The organism is Streptomyces sp. NPDC016469 (assembly GCF_040632905.1).
Taxonomy (GTDB): domain Bacteria; phylum Actinomycetota; class Actinomycetes; order Streptomycetales; family Streptomycetaceae; genus Streptomyces.
Genome location: NZ_JBEYCQ010000006.1, coordinates 55,440 through 71,819 on the forward strand (window position 1 = coordinate 55,440; position 16,380 = coordinate 71,819).

12 protein-coding genes are annotated in these 16,380 nt (G+C 71.4%); 7 read left to right on the forward strand and 5 right to left on the reverse strand.

What is annotated here, in order from left to right:
* Nucleotides 1–45 precede the first annotated feature (45 nt).
* The 3 genes from ABZ565_RS08420 (at nucleotide 46) to ABZ565_RS08430 (ending at nucleotide 4,176) form a co-directional block, all read left to right on the forward strand.
* On the forward strand, nucleotides 46–1,728 hold the full coding sequence (locus ABZ565_RS08420; RefSeq protein ID WP_361022059.1) for an ABC transporter family substrate-binding protein: 1,683 nt from the start codon (nucleotides 46–48) through the stop codon (nucleotides 1,726–1,728).
* Nucleotides 1,729–2,011: 283 nt separating this feature from the next.
* Nucleotides 2,012–3,289, forward strand: a complete 1,278-nt coding sequence (locus tag ABZ565_RS08425) for a lectin (protein WP_361022062.1) — start codon at nucleotides 2,012–2,014, stop codon at nucleotides 3,287–3,289.
* A 47-nt stretch (nucleotides 3,290–3,336) separates the two neighbouring features.
* Nucleotides 3,337–4,176, forward strand: coding sequence for an inositol monophosphatase family protein (locus tag ABZ565_RS08430; RefSeq protein ID WP_361022065.1), 840 nt, complete (start codon nucleotides 3,337–3,339; stop codon nucleotides 4,174–4,176).
* Here ABZ565_RS08430 and ABZ565_RS08435 read toward each other — a convergent pair.
* Nucleotides 4,162–5,007, reverse strand: a complete 846-nt coding sequence (locus ABZ565_RS08435; protein ID WP_361022069.1) for an SDR family NAD(P)-dependent oxidoreductase — start codon at nucleotides 5,005–5,007, stop codon at nucleotides 4,162–4,164. The genes ABZ565_RS08430 and ABZ565_RS08435 overlap by 15 nt on opposite strands.
* 90 nt (nucleotides 5,008–5,097) lie before the next feature.
* Between ABZ565_RS08435 and ABZ565_RS08440 the strand changes: the two genes are divergently transcribed.
* A complete protein-coding gene (locus ABZ565_RS08440) occupies nucleotides 5,098–5,529 on the forward strand; it encodes a MarR family transcriptional regulator (RefSeq protein WP_361022072.1) in 432 nt (143 codons plus the stop codon).
* Between the two features lie 7 nt (nucleotides 5,530–5,536).
* Here ABZ565_RS08440 and ABZ565_RS08445 read toward each other — a convergent pair whose 3' ends face one another.
* Both ABZ565_RS08445 and ABZ565_RS08450 read right to left on the reverse strand, forming a co-directional pair.
* On the reverse strand, nucleotides 5,537–5,935 hold the full coding sequence (locus tag ABZ565_RS08445) for a VOC family protein (protein ID WP_361022075.1): 399 nt from the start codon (nucleotides 5,933–5,935) through the stop codon (nucleotides 5,537–5,539).
* 37 nt (nucleotides 5,936–5,972) lie between these two features.
* A complete protein-coding gene (locus tag ABZ565_RS08450; RefSeq protein ID WP_361022629.1) occupies nucleotides 5,973–6,779 on the reverse strand; it encodes a nucleotidyltransferase domain-containing protein in 807 nt (268 codons plus the stop codon).
* Nucleotides 6,780–6,905: 126 nt separating this feature from the next.
* On the opposite strand from ABZ565_RS08450, the gene ABZ565_RS08455 reads away from it, so the two are divergent.
* Nucleotides 6,906–8,342 carry an NAD(P)/FAD-dependent oxidoreductase gene (locus tag ABZ565_RS08455; RefSeq protein ID WP_361022078.1) on the forward strand — a complete coding sequence of 479 codons (1,437 nt, stop codon included), beginning with the start codon at nucleotides 6,906–6,908 and terminating at the stop codon, nucleotides 8,340–8,342.
* Between the two features lie 6 nt (nucleotides 8,343–8,348).
* Here ABZ565_RS08455 and ABZ565_RS08460 read toward each other — a convergent pair whose 3' ends face one another.
* Both ABZ565_RS08460 and ABZ565_RS08465 read right to left on the reverse strand, forming a co-directional pair.
* Nucleotides 8,349–9,368 (reverse strand): DUF389 domain-containing protein, encoded by a 1,020-nt coding sequence (locus ABZ565_RS08460; RefSeq protein ID WP_361022081.1) that lies wholly within the window; start codon nucleotides 9,366–9,368, stop codon nucleotides 8,349–8,351.
* A 16-nt stretch (nucleotides 9,369–9,384) separates the two neighbouring features.
* Entirely contained in the window at nucleotides 9,385–10,680 is a 1,296-nt protein-coding gene (locus tag ABZ565_RS08465) for a hypothetical protein (protein WP_361022084.1), read from the reverse strand.
* A gap of 246 nt (nucleotides 10,681–10,926) precedes the next feature.
* On the opposite strand from ABZ565_RS08465, the gene ABZ565_RS08470 reads away from it, so the two are divergent.
* The gene (locus ABZ565_RS08470) at nucleotides 10,927–13,491 is read left to right on the forward strand and encodes a S8 family serine peptidase (RefSeq protein WP_361022087.1); all 2,565 of its coding nucleotides are present in this window, start codon (nucleotides 10,927–10,929) and stop codon (nucleotides 13,489–13,491) included.
* A complete protein-coding gene (locus ABZ565_RS08475) occupies nucleotides 13,491–16,379 on the forward strand; it encodes a VCBS repeat-containing protein (protein ID WP_361022089.1) in 2,889 nt (962 codons plus the stop codon). Before ABZ565_RS08470 ends, ABZ565_RS08475 begins: the two co-directional genes overlap by 1 nt.
* Nucleotide 16,380: the final 1 nt, after the last annotated feature.

The window sequence follows — 16,380 nt, forward strand, 5'->3', positions numbered from 1 at the left end:
CTCCCCGTCCCTCCCAGCCCCTCGAAACCGAAGGAACACTCCGCCATGCGCGCAAGACTGGCCATGCCCGTCGCCCTGATCGCCGCCGTCTCCGTCGCCGCCACCGCGTGCCAGTCCTCCGGCGGGAGCGACGGTTCCGACGGGGGCGGGAAGGACGCGCCCAGAGCCGCGTCGGCCGCCGTCGACTACAACCCGCAGCCGTACGAGAACATCAAGGACGGCGGCACGTACACCACCGTCGGCACCTTCGACGACCAGGGCAACCCCTTCAACGTCAATGCCACGCTGACCGCGTCCCGGGTCTGGGGCTGGTACAACGCCGACGCGATCACGTACTCGCCGACCGGCGAGGTGCAGTACAACAAGGACTACTACAGCGATGTGAAGGTGACGGTCGACGGCGGGAACCAGAAGGTCGTCCTGACACTCAACCCGAAGGCCGCCTTCAACGACGGCACGCCCATCGACTGGCGGGCCATCCAAGCCACTTGGAAGGCCAACAACGGCTCGGACAAGGAGTTCGCGGCCTCCTCCACGGACGGCTACGACCGGATCACCTCCGTCGAGAAGGGCAGGGACGCCAAGCAGGCCGTCATCACCTTCGAGGGAGTCAACGCCTCCTGGTCCACCCTGTTCGCGACCTTCCTGCACCCGGAGGCGGCGACGGTCGAGAACTTCAACAAGGCGTACGTGAAGAAGGCCCACCCCGAGTGGGGTGCCGGCCCGTACACGGTCGGGAAGTGGGACACCCACTCGGGAAACATCACCTTCGTCCGCAACCCCAAGTGGTGGGGCCGGAAGGGCAAGCTGGACAAGCGGGTGTACGTCAACCTGGAGTCCACGGCGGGGGTCAACGCCTTCAAGAACGGGCAGCTGGACTACACCTCCGCCGTCGACGCCGAGAGCCTCAAGCAGGTCAAGGGCCTCAAGGGCACGGAAATCCGCAGCGGCGGCAGCCCGTTCGAGTACTCGCTGTACTTCAACACCAAGTCGGCCGTCCTCTCCGAGAAGGCCGTCCGCAAGGCGATCCAGCAGAGCGTCGACCGCGCCCAGATTGCGAAGATCCAGTTCCAAGGGCTCGACTACAAGGAGCCGCTGCCCGGTTCGGCGGTGCTCTACAGCTTCCAGAAGGGGTACGAGGACAACCTGTCGGCGGTCCTGACGTACGACCCGGCCGAGGCGAAGAAGACGCTCGACGCGGCAGGATGGAAGCCCGGCTCCGACGGCGTCCGCGCCAAGAACGGCAAGAAGCTCGACGTGGGCTACACCCTCCTGGGCGACGACCCGCTCGGCAAGGCCACCGCCGGGGCCCTCGCCGCGATGCTGAAGCCGGCCGGTATCCACCTCGACATCCGGAAGGGTGACGACGCGGACTTCGCCAAGACCATCAGCGAGCGCAGGTTCGACCTCTTCCTGTCGGGCAACCGTTCCATGGACCCGTTCGGCGCCCGCTATCTGTGCGACTTCTACTGCTCGGACCGTGACTCCAACATCACCGGCTCCGGCAGCCCCGCCCTGGACGAGGAGATCCGCGCCACCACCGAGATCGCCGACCTGGACGAGCAGACGGCAGCGGTGAACAAGGTGGAGAAGAAGGCGCTCCGGGAGTACGCCTTCCTGCCCCTGTTCAGCGGGCCCTCCACGTACGCCGTGAAGAAGGGCCTCGCCAACGTCGGCGCGACGATCTTCTACACCCCGCTGCCCGAGACGGTCGGCTGGCAGAAGTAGCACTCGCCCGCGCGGCGGGCTGAACCGGCGGCCCGCGGACATGCCACCCGTGTCCGCGGGCCGCCGGTGTGTGCGGACCCGTTCCTCACTTCGACTCCTGTGGTCCGTACCAAACTCTTGACACCGCCTTTCTTCACTTCTTAAATCACGTAGCGAACCAAGTGCCCCATGCCCGCTCCACAGCGTCCGCTCCACCGTGTCTGCTCGACCTGTCATGCGCATGACTCACGTGTGCACGGCGGGGTTCCCCTTCCCTCCCCCATACACACCGGAAGGGAGAGTCATGGACTCCCCACGCCTTTCGCGCCGCCTGCTGCGCTCCGTACTCCCGGCACTCGCTCTTGCCCTCGCCACCGCGGGCCTGGCCGGCACCGGAGGCCCGGCCCCGGCGGACGCCGCGCCGATGTCGCAGGCCGCCGCGACCGCCACGACGACGTTCGCCGACGAGTTCGACGGCGCGGCCGGCTCCGCCGTGGACGGCAGCAAGTGGCAGATCGAGACCGGCGACAACGTCAACAACCACGAGCGGCAGTACTACACCTCGGGCAACAAGAACGCGGCGCTGGACGGCCAGGGGCATCTGGTCATCACCGCCCGCAAGGAGAACCCCTCCAACTACCAGTGCTGGTACGGCACCTGCCAGTACACCTCGGCACGGCTGAACACCTCCGGCAAGTTCACCCAGGCGTACGGGCACGTCGAGGCGCGCATGAAGATCCCGCGCGGCCAGGGCATGTGGCCCGCCTTCTGGATGCTCGGCAGCGACATCGGACAGGTCGGCTGGCCCAACTCGGGCGAGATCGACGTCATGGAGAACGTCGGCTTCGAGCCCTCCACCGTGCACGGCACCCTGCACGGCCCCGGCTACTCCGGCTCCGGCGGCATCGGCGCGGGCTACACCCTGCCGAACGGCCAGGCGTTCGCGGACGCCTTCCACACCTTCGCCGTCGACTGGGCCCCCGACTCCATCACCTGGTCCGTGGACGGCAACGTCTACCAGCACCGCACCCCCGCCGACACCAACGGCAACGCCTGGGCCTTCAACAAGCCCTTCTTCCTGATCCTCAACCTGGCGGTGGGCGGCTACTGGCCCGGCGACCCCGACGGCAGCACCGCCTTCCCCAACCAGCTCGTCGTCGACCACGTCCGCGTCACCACCAGTGACAGCCAGACCGGCACGGGCGGCCGGATCACCGGACTCGCCGGCAAGTGCGTGGACGTCGCCGCCGCCAGTACCGCCAACGGCACCCCGGTCCAGCTCTACGACTGCAACGGCACCAACGCGCAGAAGTGGACCGTGGGCGCCGACGGCACGATCCGGGCCCTCGGCAAGTGCCTCGACGTGGCCTCCGGCGGCACGGCGGACGGCACCAAGGTCCAGCTCTGGGACTGCAACGGATCGGCCGCGCAGAAGTGGGCGGTCAGTGGGGCCCGCGACATCGTGAACCCCCAGGCGAACAAGTGCCTGGACGTCACGGGCAACAACTCGGCCAACGGCACCCCGTTGCAGATCTGGACCTGCGCGGGAACGGCCAACCAGAAGTGGACGGTCAACGGCTGACCGGCCCGGCCCTCCGGCGCCCCGGGCGCCCATGATTGGCTGGAGGCATGATCGATGCCTTCCTCGCCGGTGACCTGACCCACATCGAGGCGGCGGTCCGCGCAGCGGCCGCCGCCGAGATCATGCCCCGCTACCGGCAGCTCGCCGCCCACGAGGTGGTCGAGAAGAACGGCCCGCACGACCTCGTCACCGTCGCGGACCGGCGCGCCGAGGAGCACCTCACCGCCTCCCTCGGCCGGCTGCTGCCCGGCTCGGTCGTCGTCGGCGAGGAGGCCGTCCACGCCGACCCGGAGGTGTACGAGGCGCTGGGCGGCGACGCGCCCGTATGGATCGTGGACCCGGTCGACGGCACCCGCCAGTTCGTCCGGGGCGAGCCCGGCTTCTGCACCCTGGTCGCCCTCGCCCACCGGGGCGAGCTGCTGGCCTCCTGGACGTACGCCCCCGTCCTGGACGAGATGGCCGTCGCCGTACGCGGCCGGGGGGCGCGGGTCGACGGCACCGCGATACGCGCCGGCTCGCCCGCGCCGGACGCCGTGCTGCGCGTGGCGATGTCGCACCCCGACTACACCACCGACGCGCAGAAGGCCGCCCTGCTCGGCCTGCGCGCCGAGGGCTTCGCCGCCCGCCCCTGCGGCTCGGCGGGCCTCGAATACCTGGCCGTGGCCCGGGGCGAGCTCGACGCTGTGGCTTTCAACTGGGAGTACGCCTGGGACCATGCGGCGGGGCTCCTCCTGGTCGCCGAGGCGGGCGGCGCACAGGCCACGCTGTCCGGCGAGCCGTTCCGTATCGCCGGTGGCAACACCCTGCCCTTCACCGCCGCCCGCGACCGCGCGACCGCCGACCGCGTCCTGGCGGCGTTGCGGGAAGGCCGGTCAGAGGCCCAGTAGCTCCCGGGTCAGCGCGGTGAGGCGCTTGCGGGCCTCTGGGTCGTACGCCTGGCCGTGCGCCCGGGCATCCGTGAACCGGTCGAAGTAGCGGCCGGTGACGCCGGTGAGCGCCGGGTCGGTGATCAGCCGCACCGTGGGGCGTACCCCCTCTTCGACGGAGACCGCCGGCGTCAGCCCGTACGCGCGCACGCCCTCGGTGTCCATCAGGTGGGCCGGGTGCAGCGCGTTCAGAGTGACGCCGGTGCGGGCCGTCTCCTCCTCGGCCAGGTCGAACGTCGACATGATCATCGCGAGCTTGCTCCGGCAGTACGCCTCAAGGCCCTCGTAACCGTGCTCCATCATGACGTCGTCCAGATCGACGGGGGCCTGTCCCATCGAGGCCACCTGGACCACCCGCGCGGGCGCCGACGCCGAGAGGAGCGGCAGCAACTCCCTGATCAGCAGATACGGCGTCAGGTGGTTGACGGTGAACCTCAGTTCGTGGCCCTGCGCGCCGAACTCCCGGCGCAGCGGTTCGCTTCCGCCGCCGGCCACCGCGTTGTTGACAAGCACGTCGAGACGGGGTTCGGCCGCGCGGACTTCGGCCGCCATGGTCCGGACCTGGTCGAGGTCGGCGAGGTCCGCGAGATAGGTGCGGACCTCGGCCCGGCCGGCCGAGAGTTCCCGCGCCTCCGCAGCTGCCCGGTCGAGCCGGGCGCGGTCGCGGCCGTGCAGGAGAAGCGTGGCGCCGCGCCCGGCCAGGTCGCGGGCGAGGTGGAGGCCGAGTCCCTGGGTGGCCCCGGTGATGAGAACGGTGCCGGTGAAGGTGTGGGGTGCCGTGTAAGTATCCATGGCCTGAGTTATATCAAGCTCTTGATATGAATTCCATGCCTGTCTCCAGTTCGGAGCTTGCTCCGTATCCGGCGCTGTACGCTCGCGAGCATGGGAATGACCGCCGGTGAACGCCTCGGCCTGGACATCAAGCGCGCCGAGCAGGCCCTCATGGCAGCCAAGAGCGCCGCGCTCAAGGACGCCGGCCTCACGGTCGCGCAGTACGCGGCGCTGCTCGCGCTCTCCGACAACCCCGGGATCTCGGGCGCGGCGCTCGCCCGGGCGTGCCTGGTGACCCCTCAGGCGATGGCGGGGGTGCTCAAGCATCTGGAGGAGCGGGGCCTGATCGCCAGGTCCGCGCACCCCTACCACCAGAAGATGCTGGAGACCCGGCTGACGGATGCCGGGACGGAAACCCTGCGCCGGGCCGACGAGCGGGCCGTCCGCATCGAACGCCGCATCGCGGACGCGTTCACCTCCGAGGAGCGCGACATGCTGCGCGAGCTGCTGGCCCGCTGCGTCACCGCGATCCGCGCGGACTGAGCCCCGCTCAGGCGGAGGCGCGCGGGCTGTGCTTGACCAGGCAGAACGGGTGCCCCGCCGGATCGGCGTAGATGCGCCACGGCCGGTCCGTGCCGCCCGCGTCGTCCAGCACGGTCGCACCCGCCGCCGTCGCCTCGGCCCCGGCCTCGTCCAGGTCGGGGACCCCGAAGTCCAGGTGGAACTGCTGCGGGTGCTCCGGGTCGGGCCACTTCGGCGGCCTGTGGCCCTCCACCCGCTGGAACGCCAGCACCGTGCCGGAGGGTGTGTGCAGGGTCGCCCAGTCGTCGCCGACCGCCCACCGGCGGTCCACCTGGTTCACGCGCCCGCCGAGCAGCGCGCGGTAGAACTCGGCGAGAAGCAGGGGCTCGGGGCAGTCCAGCACCACGCACTGCAGTTCGGCGACCATGCGAGGCAGTCTAGAGGGTGCCGCCCGATGCCCCCGCTCACCCCGACGCCGACCCCAGCACCGCACGCACCTCGCGCACCAGCTCCGCCGCCGTCTCCACCGCCGCCGCGTCCAGGCCCCGCAGCGCCGTGTCCACCCGGTCCGTGAAGCCGGCCGGGGTCTCGGGCAGGGCGGCGGTGGCCGCGAGGGCGCCCTTCTCGTTGAGGCACCACGTACGGTGGTGGGCGTGGAGCGACTGGGCGAGGATGCCGAAGGCCCGGGACAGGCAGAGCGAGACGTACAGCCGGTCGCCCGCCGGGGCCGCCTTGCGGGCCCCCGCGACCGAGAACTCCGCCTCCCAGGCCGCGTCGGCCAGCGCCTTGCGCAGCGGCTCCGGATAGACCGAGGTCTCCTGCTTCAGGGCCGTCAACTCCCCGCCCGGGTCGGACAGTACGCGCCCGAGGGCGACCTCGCCCGGGTACGCGGGCGACCAGAAGCCCAGCGGATGGCCCGGCTGGATCCCCACCTCGACACGGCCCTCGCGGCAGCCGGCCCAGACCGCCTCGACCCGGTCCAGGTCGCGCAGGATCCAGTCGACCTGGACGCCGTCCACCCGGAGCCAGCCACCGGCGTCCACCCACGGCCCCCAGCCGCCGGGGACGGTCACCTCGACCGGGGAGCCCTGGAAGGCGGTGGCCAGTGCGGACAGGGCGGCGGTGTCCGGCGTGCCGCGGTAGTACACGCCCAGGTCCCAGTCGGAGTCCGGGCGGTGGGCGCCCCGGGCCCGGCTGCCGCCGAGCAGGACGGCCCGGATGCCGGGCACTCGGGTGAGCCGGGCGGCCATCTCGGCGATCCTGGCGGTCATTCCGGAATCGGCGGGGCCCGCGAAGTTCTGTGAGGTCATCGGGCGAGGACGCTACCCGCCCCCGGCCTGTCGGTGCCTGCGAATATCCTGGGTGCTCCGACCGTCGGCTGACAAAGGAGTCCGAAGGTGCCGTCGATGCTCGATGCGGTCGTGGTGGGCGCGGGCCCCAACGGACTGACCGCCGCAGTCGAACTGGCCCGCCGGGGCTTCGCCGTCCAGGTCTTCGAGGCCGGGCCCACGGTCGGCGGCGGGGCGCGTACGGAGGAACTGACGCTCCCCGGCTTCCGGCACGACCCCTGCTCGGCGGTGCACCCCCTGGCCATAGGCTCCCCGGCCTTCGACGCGATGCCCCTCGACCGGCACGGCCTGGAATGGATCCAGCCCGCCCTCGCCCTCGCCCACCCCTTCCCCGACGGCACCGCCGCCGTGCTCGCCCGCTCCGTGGGGGAGACCGCGATGTCGCTCGGCCCCGAGGACGCGGGCGCCTACCGCCGGCTCCTCGCCCCCTACCTCGGCCACTGGGACACCCTCGCCCGGGACTTCCTGCGCACCCCGTGGGACGGGCTGCCCCGCGACCCGTACCGCTGGGCGCGCTTCGGGCTCGACGCGATCCAGCCCGCCACCCTGCTCTCCCGCCGCTTCCGGGGCGAGAAGGCCCGCGGCCTCCTCGCCGGCCTCGCCGCGCACGCCATCGCGCCCACGAACGGCATCGCCACCGGCGGCATCGCCCTGCTCTTCGCGCTCGCCGCGCACGAGCGGGGCTGGCCCGTGCCACGCGGCGGCTCCCAGGCCATCTCCGACGCCCTCGCCTCGTACCTGCGGGAGCTGGGCGGCACGGTCACGACCGGTATGGAGGTCAAGCGCCTGGACGAACTGCCGCCCGCCCGCGCCTACGTCTTCGACACCTCACCGGCCGCGCTCGCCCGGATCGCCGGCCTCGGCCGCGCCTACCAGGGGTACCGCTACGGCGCCTCCTGCTTCAAGATCGACTACGCGCTGTCGGGCCCGGTGCCGTGGACCGCCGAGGAGCCCCGCCGGGCCGGCACCGTGCACATCGGCCCCACCGCCGGCGAGATCGATGACGCGCTGCACCGGGCGGTGGAGGGCCGGGACCCCCGCGCCCCCTTCCTGATCACCGCGCAGTCCAGCCTGGTCGACCCCACCCGCGCCCCCGAGGGCAAGCACGTCTTCTGGGTGTACGGGCATGTCCCGGCGGGCTGGCAGGGCGACGCGACCGAGGTCATCGAACGACAGCTGGAGCGGTTCGCCCCCGGCTTCCGCGACCTGGTCCTCGCCCGCGCGGTCGCCGGCCCGCCCGGCATCGCGAAGCGCAACGCGAACTACGTGGACGGGGACATCGCCTGCGGCGCCTTCGCCGGCCTCCAGACCGTCATCCGCCCCAAGCTCGCCCGCGTCCCGTACGCCACCGCGCACCCGGCGGTCTTCCTCTGCTCCTCGGCGACCCCGCCCGGTCCCGGGGTGCACGGCATGTCCGGACACCACGCGGCGAAGGCGGTCTGGCGAAGGCTGCGCGAGTCGGGGGAGCCGGGCCGCCGCCGCTGAGGCGGATCAGCTGCGCCCGCCCTTCCGTACCGTGCAGGTGTCCGTGTCCGCCGGGCACCAGTGCGTACGCCCGCCGACCAGGTGGAGTTCGAGGTCGGCGTCGCGCATCCCGTGGTCGTCCAGCGCCTCGCGCAGCGCGGTCGGCGCCGGCTGCGGCGGCAGGCCGAGCACGCCGATGACGACGATCCCGTTGCGCGCCTCCACGGACGCGATCTGCCACTTCCCGGTCGCCGCCCACCGCTCCGCGACCGGCCGGGCGTCGGCGGCCAGCGAACGGTCCTGGGCGACCCGAAGGGTGCCGGTGGTGAGCGGGACGGCGACGAGCACGACGACACAGGCCACCGCCACGAGCGTCCAGCCCCGGAACTGCCCGACCCGCATGTCCGCCCGCTCGGCGCCCGCCCGTACGCCGTAACAGAGGAAGACCACGGTCCCGGTGGCCACGATCGCGGCCACGTTGGTCGCGAACAGGAGCGCCGACTCCCCGGCGTCGTGATACCGGTGCACCGTCAGGAGCAGCCCCGTCACGGCCAGCGGCGGAACCAGGGAGATGGCGATGGCCACGCCCGGCAACGTGTCCGAGATATCGGCGCGCACCAGGGCGAACGCGCCGACCGTGCCGGTGGCCAGCGCGGCGAGCAGATCGATCAGGCGCGGGCTGATCCGCGAGGAGACCTGGCTGTTGGAGGCGAAGGCGTCCGGCGGAGCGGCGATCCAGCCCAGCAGCATGCCGATCGCCACCACCGCCAGCGAGCCCCCGGCCACCAGCAGCAGACAGCGCACCACCTGACGCCGACGGGCCAGCACCAGCGCCAGCGCGCAGCCGAGGATCGGCGTCATCAGCGGTGCGACGATCATCGCACCGATCACCGTGGCCGTGGAGTCCCCGACGACCCCCGCACTCGCGATGACTGCGGCCAGCACGAGCAGCCCCCAGAACCGGGTCGAGCTCGGACTGCGCAGCCCGCGCTCGATGAACAGCGCGCCGGTCATCCTCCGCACGGCGTCCGCGTCGACTCCCGCCATGTTCCTCGCTCCTCTCTCAGGCGGGCGTGCCGCCCGGCTCCCGGTCCCCGGCCGCCAGGAACTCCACCACCGCCAGCAGGAACAGCAGACAGAGCGCGATCCCGACGACGGCCCACCCCGTCGGATGCGCCCAGAACAGGTAGACCACCAGCGCCCCGGCCACCAGCAGCCAGATGAACCAGGCGCGGAACCGGCGTACGAACGGGCCGACCGGGCCAGTCCGCAGCCCCGCCCCGTCGGCCGTGGCCCGCACCGCGCCGATCCCGGACGTCCACAACCCCCGGACGGTCGTCGCCCGCCGCCCCGGGCCGGTGAGCCAGGCCGCCAGCGCGACCACGACCCCCAGGGCCACCACCATCCGTACCGTCGTCCCCAGGAACCGGGTCATCGCGTCGTAGACCGCGCCCGCCGCCCCCGGCGACACCCCGCCCGGCAGCGCGTCCAGACAGACCGCCCGGAAGATCCGCAGCCCGATGCCGAGCAGACCCACGGCGACGGCTGCGCCGAGGGCCCCCGCCACCAGCGAGCGGCGCCGCCGCACCGAGAACAGCACGCCCGCGGCGATCAGCAGGACGGCGATCACGGCGAGCCAGTCGCCCAGGAATTGCAGGACCCGTACGTACGTCCTGACCCTGCCGACGTCCTCCGACCTGATGAGTGTGATGTCGGTGTGGATCTCCGGGATGTGCCCGGCCACCGCCATGCCCCGGTCCACCAACTGCTGCTTCACGCGGTCGATCACGGGGGCCAGGTCCAGCGTGACGGCGTCGTCGGTCAGCTCCACCGCGCCGCCGCCCTTCCCGGTGAGCGCCTTGTCCACGGCCCGGTGCGCCCGCCGGTTGCCCTCGGTCCACACCTTCTCGAATGCGTCCGACGCGGCGACCGCGCGCGCCCGGTCGTGGATGAGGCTGCGGACCGCGTCCTCCAGCGAGCCGCCGAGCCGCCCGAGCGCCTTCTCCAGGCGGGGCCGGTCATCCGGCGACACCCCGGACAGCAGCGCCGACAGGTCGATCCTGGTCATCAGCGCGTCGGTCGCCCGGTCGGCCACGGCGTCCTGGACGGCCGGGTCGGAAGCGAGCGGGGCGACCGCGGCCACGTAACGGTCGGTGTCCCCCACCTGGTCGGACGCCCACGCGGCGACGACGGACAGCGGGGCCAGCAGACAGCCGAGGACGATGAGGACGGTGGCGAGGAAGGAGCGGCCCCGGTGGCGGGGCGGGCGCGCGCGCTCCTGTTCGAGCGCGGTCACGCGGTCCCGCAGGGCCCGGACCTCCGAGGGTGAGGAGCCGTCACTCGCGCCGATGCCCGCCACCGCGCCTCCCACCCGTCCGATTTGTCTGACTGTCAGGCAACGTTCATCGGTGGGTTCACGCGAGCGGGGGTGGGCCGAACGAGGTCTGCCGCCGTGTGACGCGGCCCGTCCGGGACACTTGCCGTGAAGTCCCGACGGGCTGTCCTGACCTGCGGAAACATCGGTCGGGGCGGGCTTGTAATGCCCGAGTAACGCCCTCCTCCTAACGTCCGGGCTCCCCCGTACCGTTCCTGGAGGAGCATCCCGATGCACCTGTCCCGATCGCCCCGGCGGAGAACCGCCGCATGGGCGGCAGCAGCGCTCACCGTCACGGGCCTGCTGATCGGCCCCCCGTCCGCGGCCGCCGCCGAGGGCCCGACCGCCCAGGTCGACTCCGCCCTGCTGAAGGCCGTGGACAAGGGCGGCGAGGCATCGTTCTTCGTCGTCCTCAAGGACAAGGCCGACCTCACGACCGCCAAGCGCGAGCACGGCCACGCCGCGCGGGCGAAGTCGGCGTTCGACGAGCTGAAGGCGAAGGCCCGCAAGAGCCAGCAGTCCCTCAACACCTTCCTCGACAAGGAGAAGGTGGGCCACCAGGACTTCTGGATCGCCAACGCGGTCAGGGTCACGGGGGACCAGGACCTCGTGGAGCGTCTCGCGATGCGCTCGGACGTCGCGCGCATCGTCAAGGAGCAGCACTACGAGCTGGACGACATCGAGTCGAAGCCCGCCGCGGCCGAGACGAAGGCCGCAGTCGAGGCCGCCACCGAGGCCGCGACGGCCGAGGAAACCACCCCCGAGTGGGGTGTCAAGGACATCAAGGCCGACCGGGTCTGGGACGACTACCAGGACCGCGGCGAGGGCATCGTCATCGCCAACGTCGACTCCGGCGTCCAGTACGACCACCCGGACCTGGTCGACAGCTACCGGGGCAACAACGGCGACGGCTCCTTCACGCACGACTACAACTGGTACGACGCCAGCGGTCAGTGCCCGACCAGCGCCCCCTGCGACAACAACGGGCACGGCACCCACACCATGGGCACCATGGTCGGCAAGGGCGGCGTCGGTGTCGCCCCGAACGCGACCTGGATCGCCGCCAAGGGCTGCGAGACGGACACGTGCAACGACTCCACCCTGCTCCTGGCCGGCCAGTGGATCCTCGCGCCGACCGACCACAACGGGCGGAACCCGCGCCCCGACCTCGCGCCGGACATCGTCAACAACTCGTGGGGCGCCGACGACCCGACGACGACCTTCTACCAGGACATCGTCGAGGCGTGGAACTCCGCGGGCATCTTCGAGGCGTTCGCCGCCGGCAACGACGGTGACGGCATCACCTGCTCCACGACCCACCCGCCGGGGGCGCAGGTCACCTCCTACGGCGTAGGGGCCTACGCCTCCACCGGCAAGATCGCGCCGTTCTCCGGCTTCGGGCCCTCGCTCGTCGACGGCTCGCAGAAGCCGAACATCTCGGCCCCCGGCGTCGACATCCGGTCCACCTGGCCGGGCAGCACGTACAACACCATCTCCGGTACATCGATGGCGACCCCGCACCTCGCCGGCGCGGTGGCCCTGCTGTGGTCCGGAGCCCCCTCGCTGATCGGTGACATCGACGGCACCCGCGCGCTGCTCAACGAGGGCGCGATCGACGTGGACGACACGCACTGCGGCGGCACCGCCGGCGCCAACAACGTCTGGGGCGAGGGCAAGCTCGACATCTTCGCCTCCGTCGACAAGGCCCCGCACACCGCGGCCACCGTCACCGGCACGGTCACCGACGCCGCCACGGGCAAGGCGCTGACCGGCCTGAGCATCAAGGCCACCGACGCCTCGGGCACCTCCCGTGTCGTGAACACGGTCGCGGGCGGCGCCTACCGGCTGACGCTGGCCGAGGGCACGTACTCCTTCACGCTGAGCGGCTACGGCTACGCGCCGAAGGCCGTCACCGGCGTCCAGGTCACCAAGGGCCAGGCCCTGACCCAGGACTTCCAGCTCGATGCGGTCGACTCGCACAGGGTCTCCGGCACCGTCTACGACGTCCAGGGCCGCCCGCTCGCCAAGGCCACGGTCGCCGTGGACGGCTCCCCGGTCGCGTCGGTGAAGACCGACACCAGCGGCGCCTTCACGCTGCCGGAGGTCTCCGAGGGCAGCTACACCCTGAGTGTCACGCCGAGCGCCCCGGTCCTCTGCAACGGCGCGTACCACGGCGCGCTCACCGTCGACGGCGACGAGACCGCCAAGGTCAAGCTGCCGGCGCTGTCCGACACGTACGGCAACACCTGCACCCCGGCCACGTACTCCTGGATCAAGGGCACCACCACGGTGGCGCTCACCGGTGACGAGGACGCCAAGACGCTCGCGCTGCCCTTCCCGGTGAAGCTCTACGGTGTCTCGTACACCAGCGCATCCGTCACCACGAACGGTCTGATCAACTTCCTGGAGCCGCGGATCGGCGACTACGCCAACACCGCGCTCCCCTCGGCCGCCCGGCCGAACGGCACCGTCGCCGCCCTCTGGGACGACCTGGTCCTGGACAGGAAGTCGACCGTGCAGACGGCGGTCACCGGTTCCAAGGGCAAGCGCTCCTTCGCCATCGTGTGGAACAAGGCCGCGTACGCCGACGGCACCGCCGGCCGCGCCACCTTCGAGGCCGTCTTCGACGAGGCCACCGGCTCGGTGACCGTCCAGTACCAGACCGTTCCGGACCGCGGCGCCGCGGCCACCGTCGGCATCGAGGACCAGACCGGTACGGACGCCCTGCAGTACTCCTTCGACCAGCCGGTCGTCACCGCCGGCTCGGCCGTTCACTTCACGCGGGAAGACAAGTGATGAGAGCCCACAACTCGCGACGGGCCCTGCGGCTCGCCTCCGGACTGGTCGCCGCGGGCCTCGCGCTGACCGCCGCCCCGCACGCCCTGGCCGCCGCCGACTCGGACTCCGGCTCCGGCATGCGCCTGACGAACGCCCAGGCCACGAAGCTGGCCGAGCGCATGCAGCCGGATCTGTACGGGGACGGCGGGGCCACCGCCGACGCCGCGAAGACCGACGCGGACTCCGGTGCCTCGACCTCCGCGTCCGCGAACATCACCGTGACGTCGAAGTCGACCATCGAGAACGTGCACGGCTACGCCGCCACGATGCCGGTCAACAACAAAGGTGACTACTTCACCCTGCACAGCCTGGCCCACGTGACGCGGACCGCCGCCGACGGCACCGAGCAGTGGACCCGCGCCACGGACGACCTCTACGCGGACTGGGGGATCAGGCCGCTCCGCGCGTGGGAGAAGGAGCTCTACCCGCCGCACGTCCAGATGGGCTACAACGCCGTCAGCCCGTTCACGCCCGACTCCGACCAGGGCTACGACACCGGTGACCTGACCGGCGACGGTGTGCCCGACGTGGTCTTCTCGGCGAACGTCGGCATGAGCCCGCCCTCCGGCGTCGTCATCCCGGGCACCACGATGACCTCCGGCACGATGGTGACGGTCCTCGACGGCACGACCGGGAAGACGGTCTGGTCGAAGTACTACACGTTCGCCGGCCAGGTCAAGATCGTCGACGGTGCGCTGCTCGTCGCCGACTCGCCGAAGTACAACGACAACGCCCCGGCGAGCAGCACCGCGAAGCTCACCAGCACCCGCTTCTCCTACGAGGGCGGCAAGCTCACCGAATCCAGCACCTGGACGTACGACACCGGCACGTCGGCCCCCGCTACCTGGGGTGCCCTCCAGGACCTCGGGGGCGGCAAGGCCGCCGTCGCGTGGAACCTGCGCAAGACCGCGACCACCGCCTCCCGCGGCCGCGCGCTCGTCCTCGACATGAACGACGGCGCGGTCCAGTGGCAGACCGACAGCTCGCTGTACGTCCGTCAGCTGCGGGTGGACGAGGGTCGCGGACAGCTCGTCGCCGTCGAGCAGGCCGACTTCACGGACGAGATGCGCTACGAGCTCTCCGCGTACGACCTCGCCGACGGCCGCCGCACCACGCTCGACACGCGCTTCAACGTGGTCCCCACGGCGCTGGCGGTCGGGGACCTCAGCGGCAAGGCGGACGCGGAGTACGCCGTCTCCGAGTCCTCGCTCACGGACTCGCTGTTCGTGAACGCGAGCACCATCCGCGTCCTGGACGGCGACGACCCCGAGACCGCTCTGTGGCAGCACACCACCAAGCGCGACCCGTCCAACAGCGAGGACGGTCCCAGCACCTGGCGGCTCGACGTGGTGGGCAAGAAGCTGGTGGCGGCCGGGAAGGACGACACCGCGATCGGCACCGCCGCCAACAGCGGCAACCGGTACGCCTCGCTGACCGTCTTCAACGGCAAGGGCAAGGTCGCCTGGCAGACGAAGGGCGCCACCGCGTCCCCCACGTTCCAGGACGTGTACAAGGACAAGCACGGCAGGCACATCCGGGTCGTGGACGCCGACCAGAACGTCCGTACCTACGCGTTCAAGGACGGCACCCAGGAGCAGCTGACGCCGCTTCAGGGCGACATGGCCTACGGCAAGTCGCTCGACATCGACGGGGACAAGAAGGACGACTTCGTCGAGGGCGGCACCTCCCACGGCATCTGGGCGTACTCGGGCACCTCGTTGCTCGACGGCAAGCCGAAGAAGCTGTGGCAGACCACGCTGCCGGGCTCGGTCCACGGAATCGAGTCCGCCGACGTCACCGGGACCAAGACCCCGGAGACCGTCGTCGCCACGGACGACGCGGTCGTCGTGCTCGACTCGCGGACCGGTGCGATCCTGAACACCATCGACGGCAGCGGCCAGTTCGTCCGCTCCGTGACGTTCGCGGATGTCGACGGGGACAAGAAGTCCGAGATCCTGGTCCCGACCGACAAGTTGCGCGTGTACAAGGGCAACGGCAAGGCGCTCTGGACGTACGCCGCACCGGCGGACGCCGGCGACGTGCAGTTCTCCGCCCCGTCCATGGGCGACGGCAAGGTGTACGTGCAGTACACCAGCGAGAACTCCCTCGACCTGTCCGCCCCCGTCATGCGGGCCGTGCAGCTTGAGGCGAAGACGGGTGCGCTCGGCTGGGCCGAGGAGCCGAAGGCGCCGGCCAAGGCCCTGGACGGCAAGGTCCGTGCCGGTCTGCTCGACCACGCGGTGTACGCCTCGCCCGCCATCCCGTACGCGGACGGCCACGCCGTCGTGTACACCTGGGTCGCCTGGCTCCCGTCGGGGCTCAGCGGTGCCGATGCCTTCAGCCCGCACAACGTCACGGAGATCCGTGACGGCCGTACGGGCGAGGTGCTGCACACGGCGGCCACCGGCGGTCTGTGGACCCACAGCAACTACCTCGACGGCGACGGTGTCCTGCTCGGCTCGGGCACCGCGGCGATCTACTCCTTCAGCGCCGACGGCGACGCGGACAACCGTGTCTTCACGGTGCCGCCGGCCCAGTACGCGACCTGGATCACCGCACCGAACGGGGACAAGGTGATCGCCACCGGCGGTCAGGGCGGCGTCTACTTCTGGGACCCGGCCGTACTGACCGGTGACCAGCAGTACCCGGACTACCTCGGCAAGGCCGCCAACGCCGGCGGCGCCCGCAATTACGCCACCGGAGACTTCGACGGTGACGGCGCCGAAGAGGTCGTCATGCTCAACTACGACGAGCGGGGCGTCAACCAAGGTGCCGCGCTGATCGGCAGCGCCTACCTGGTCCCGAACCAGAGCACGCACTACACGATCACCCTCAAGCTCTCCTGAG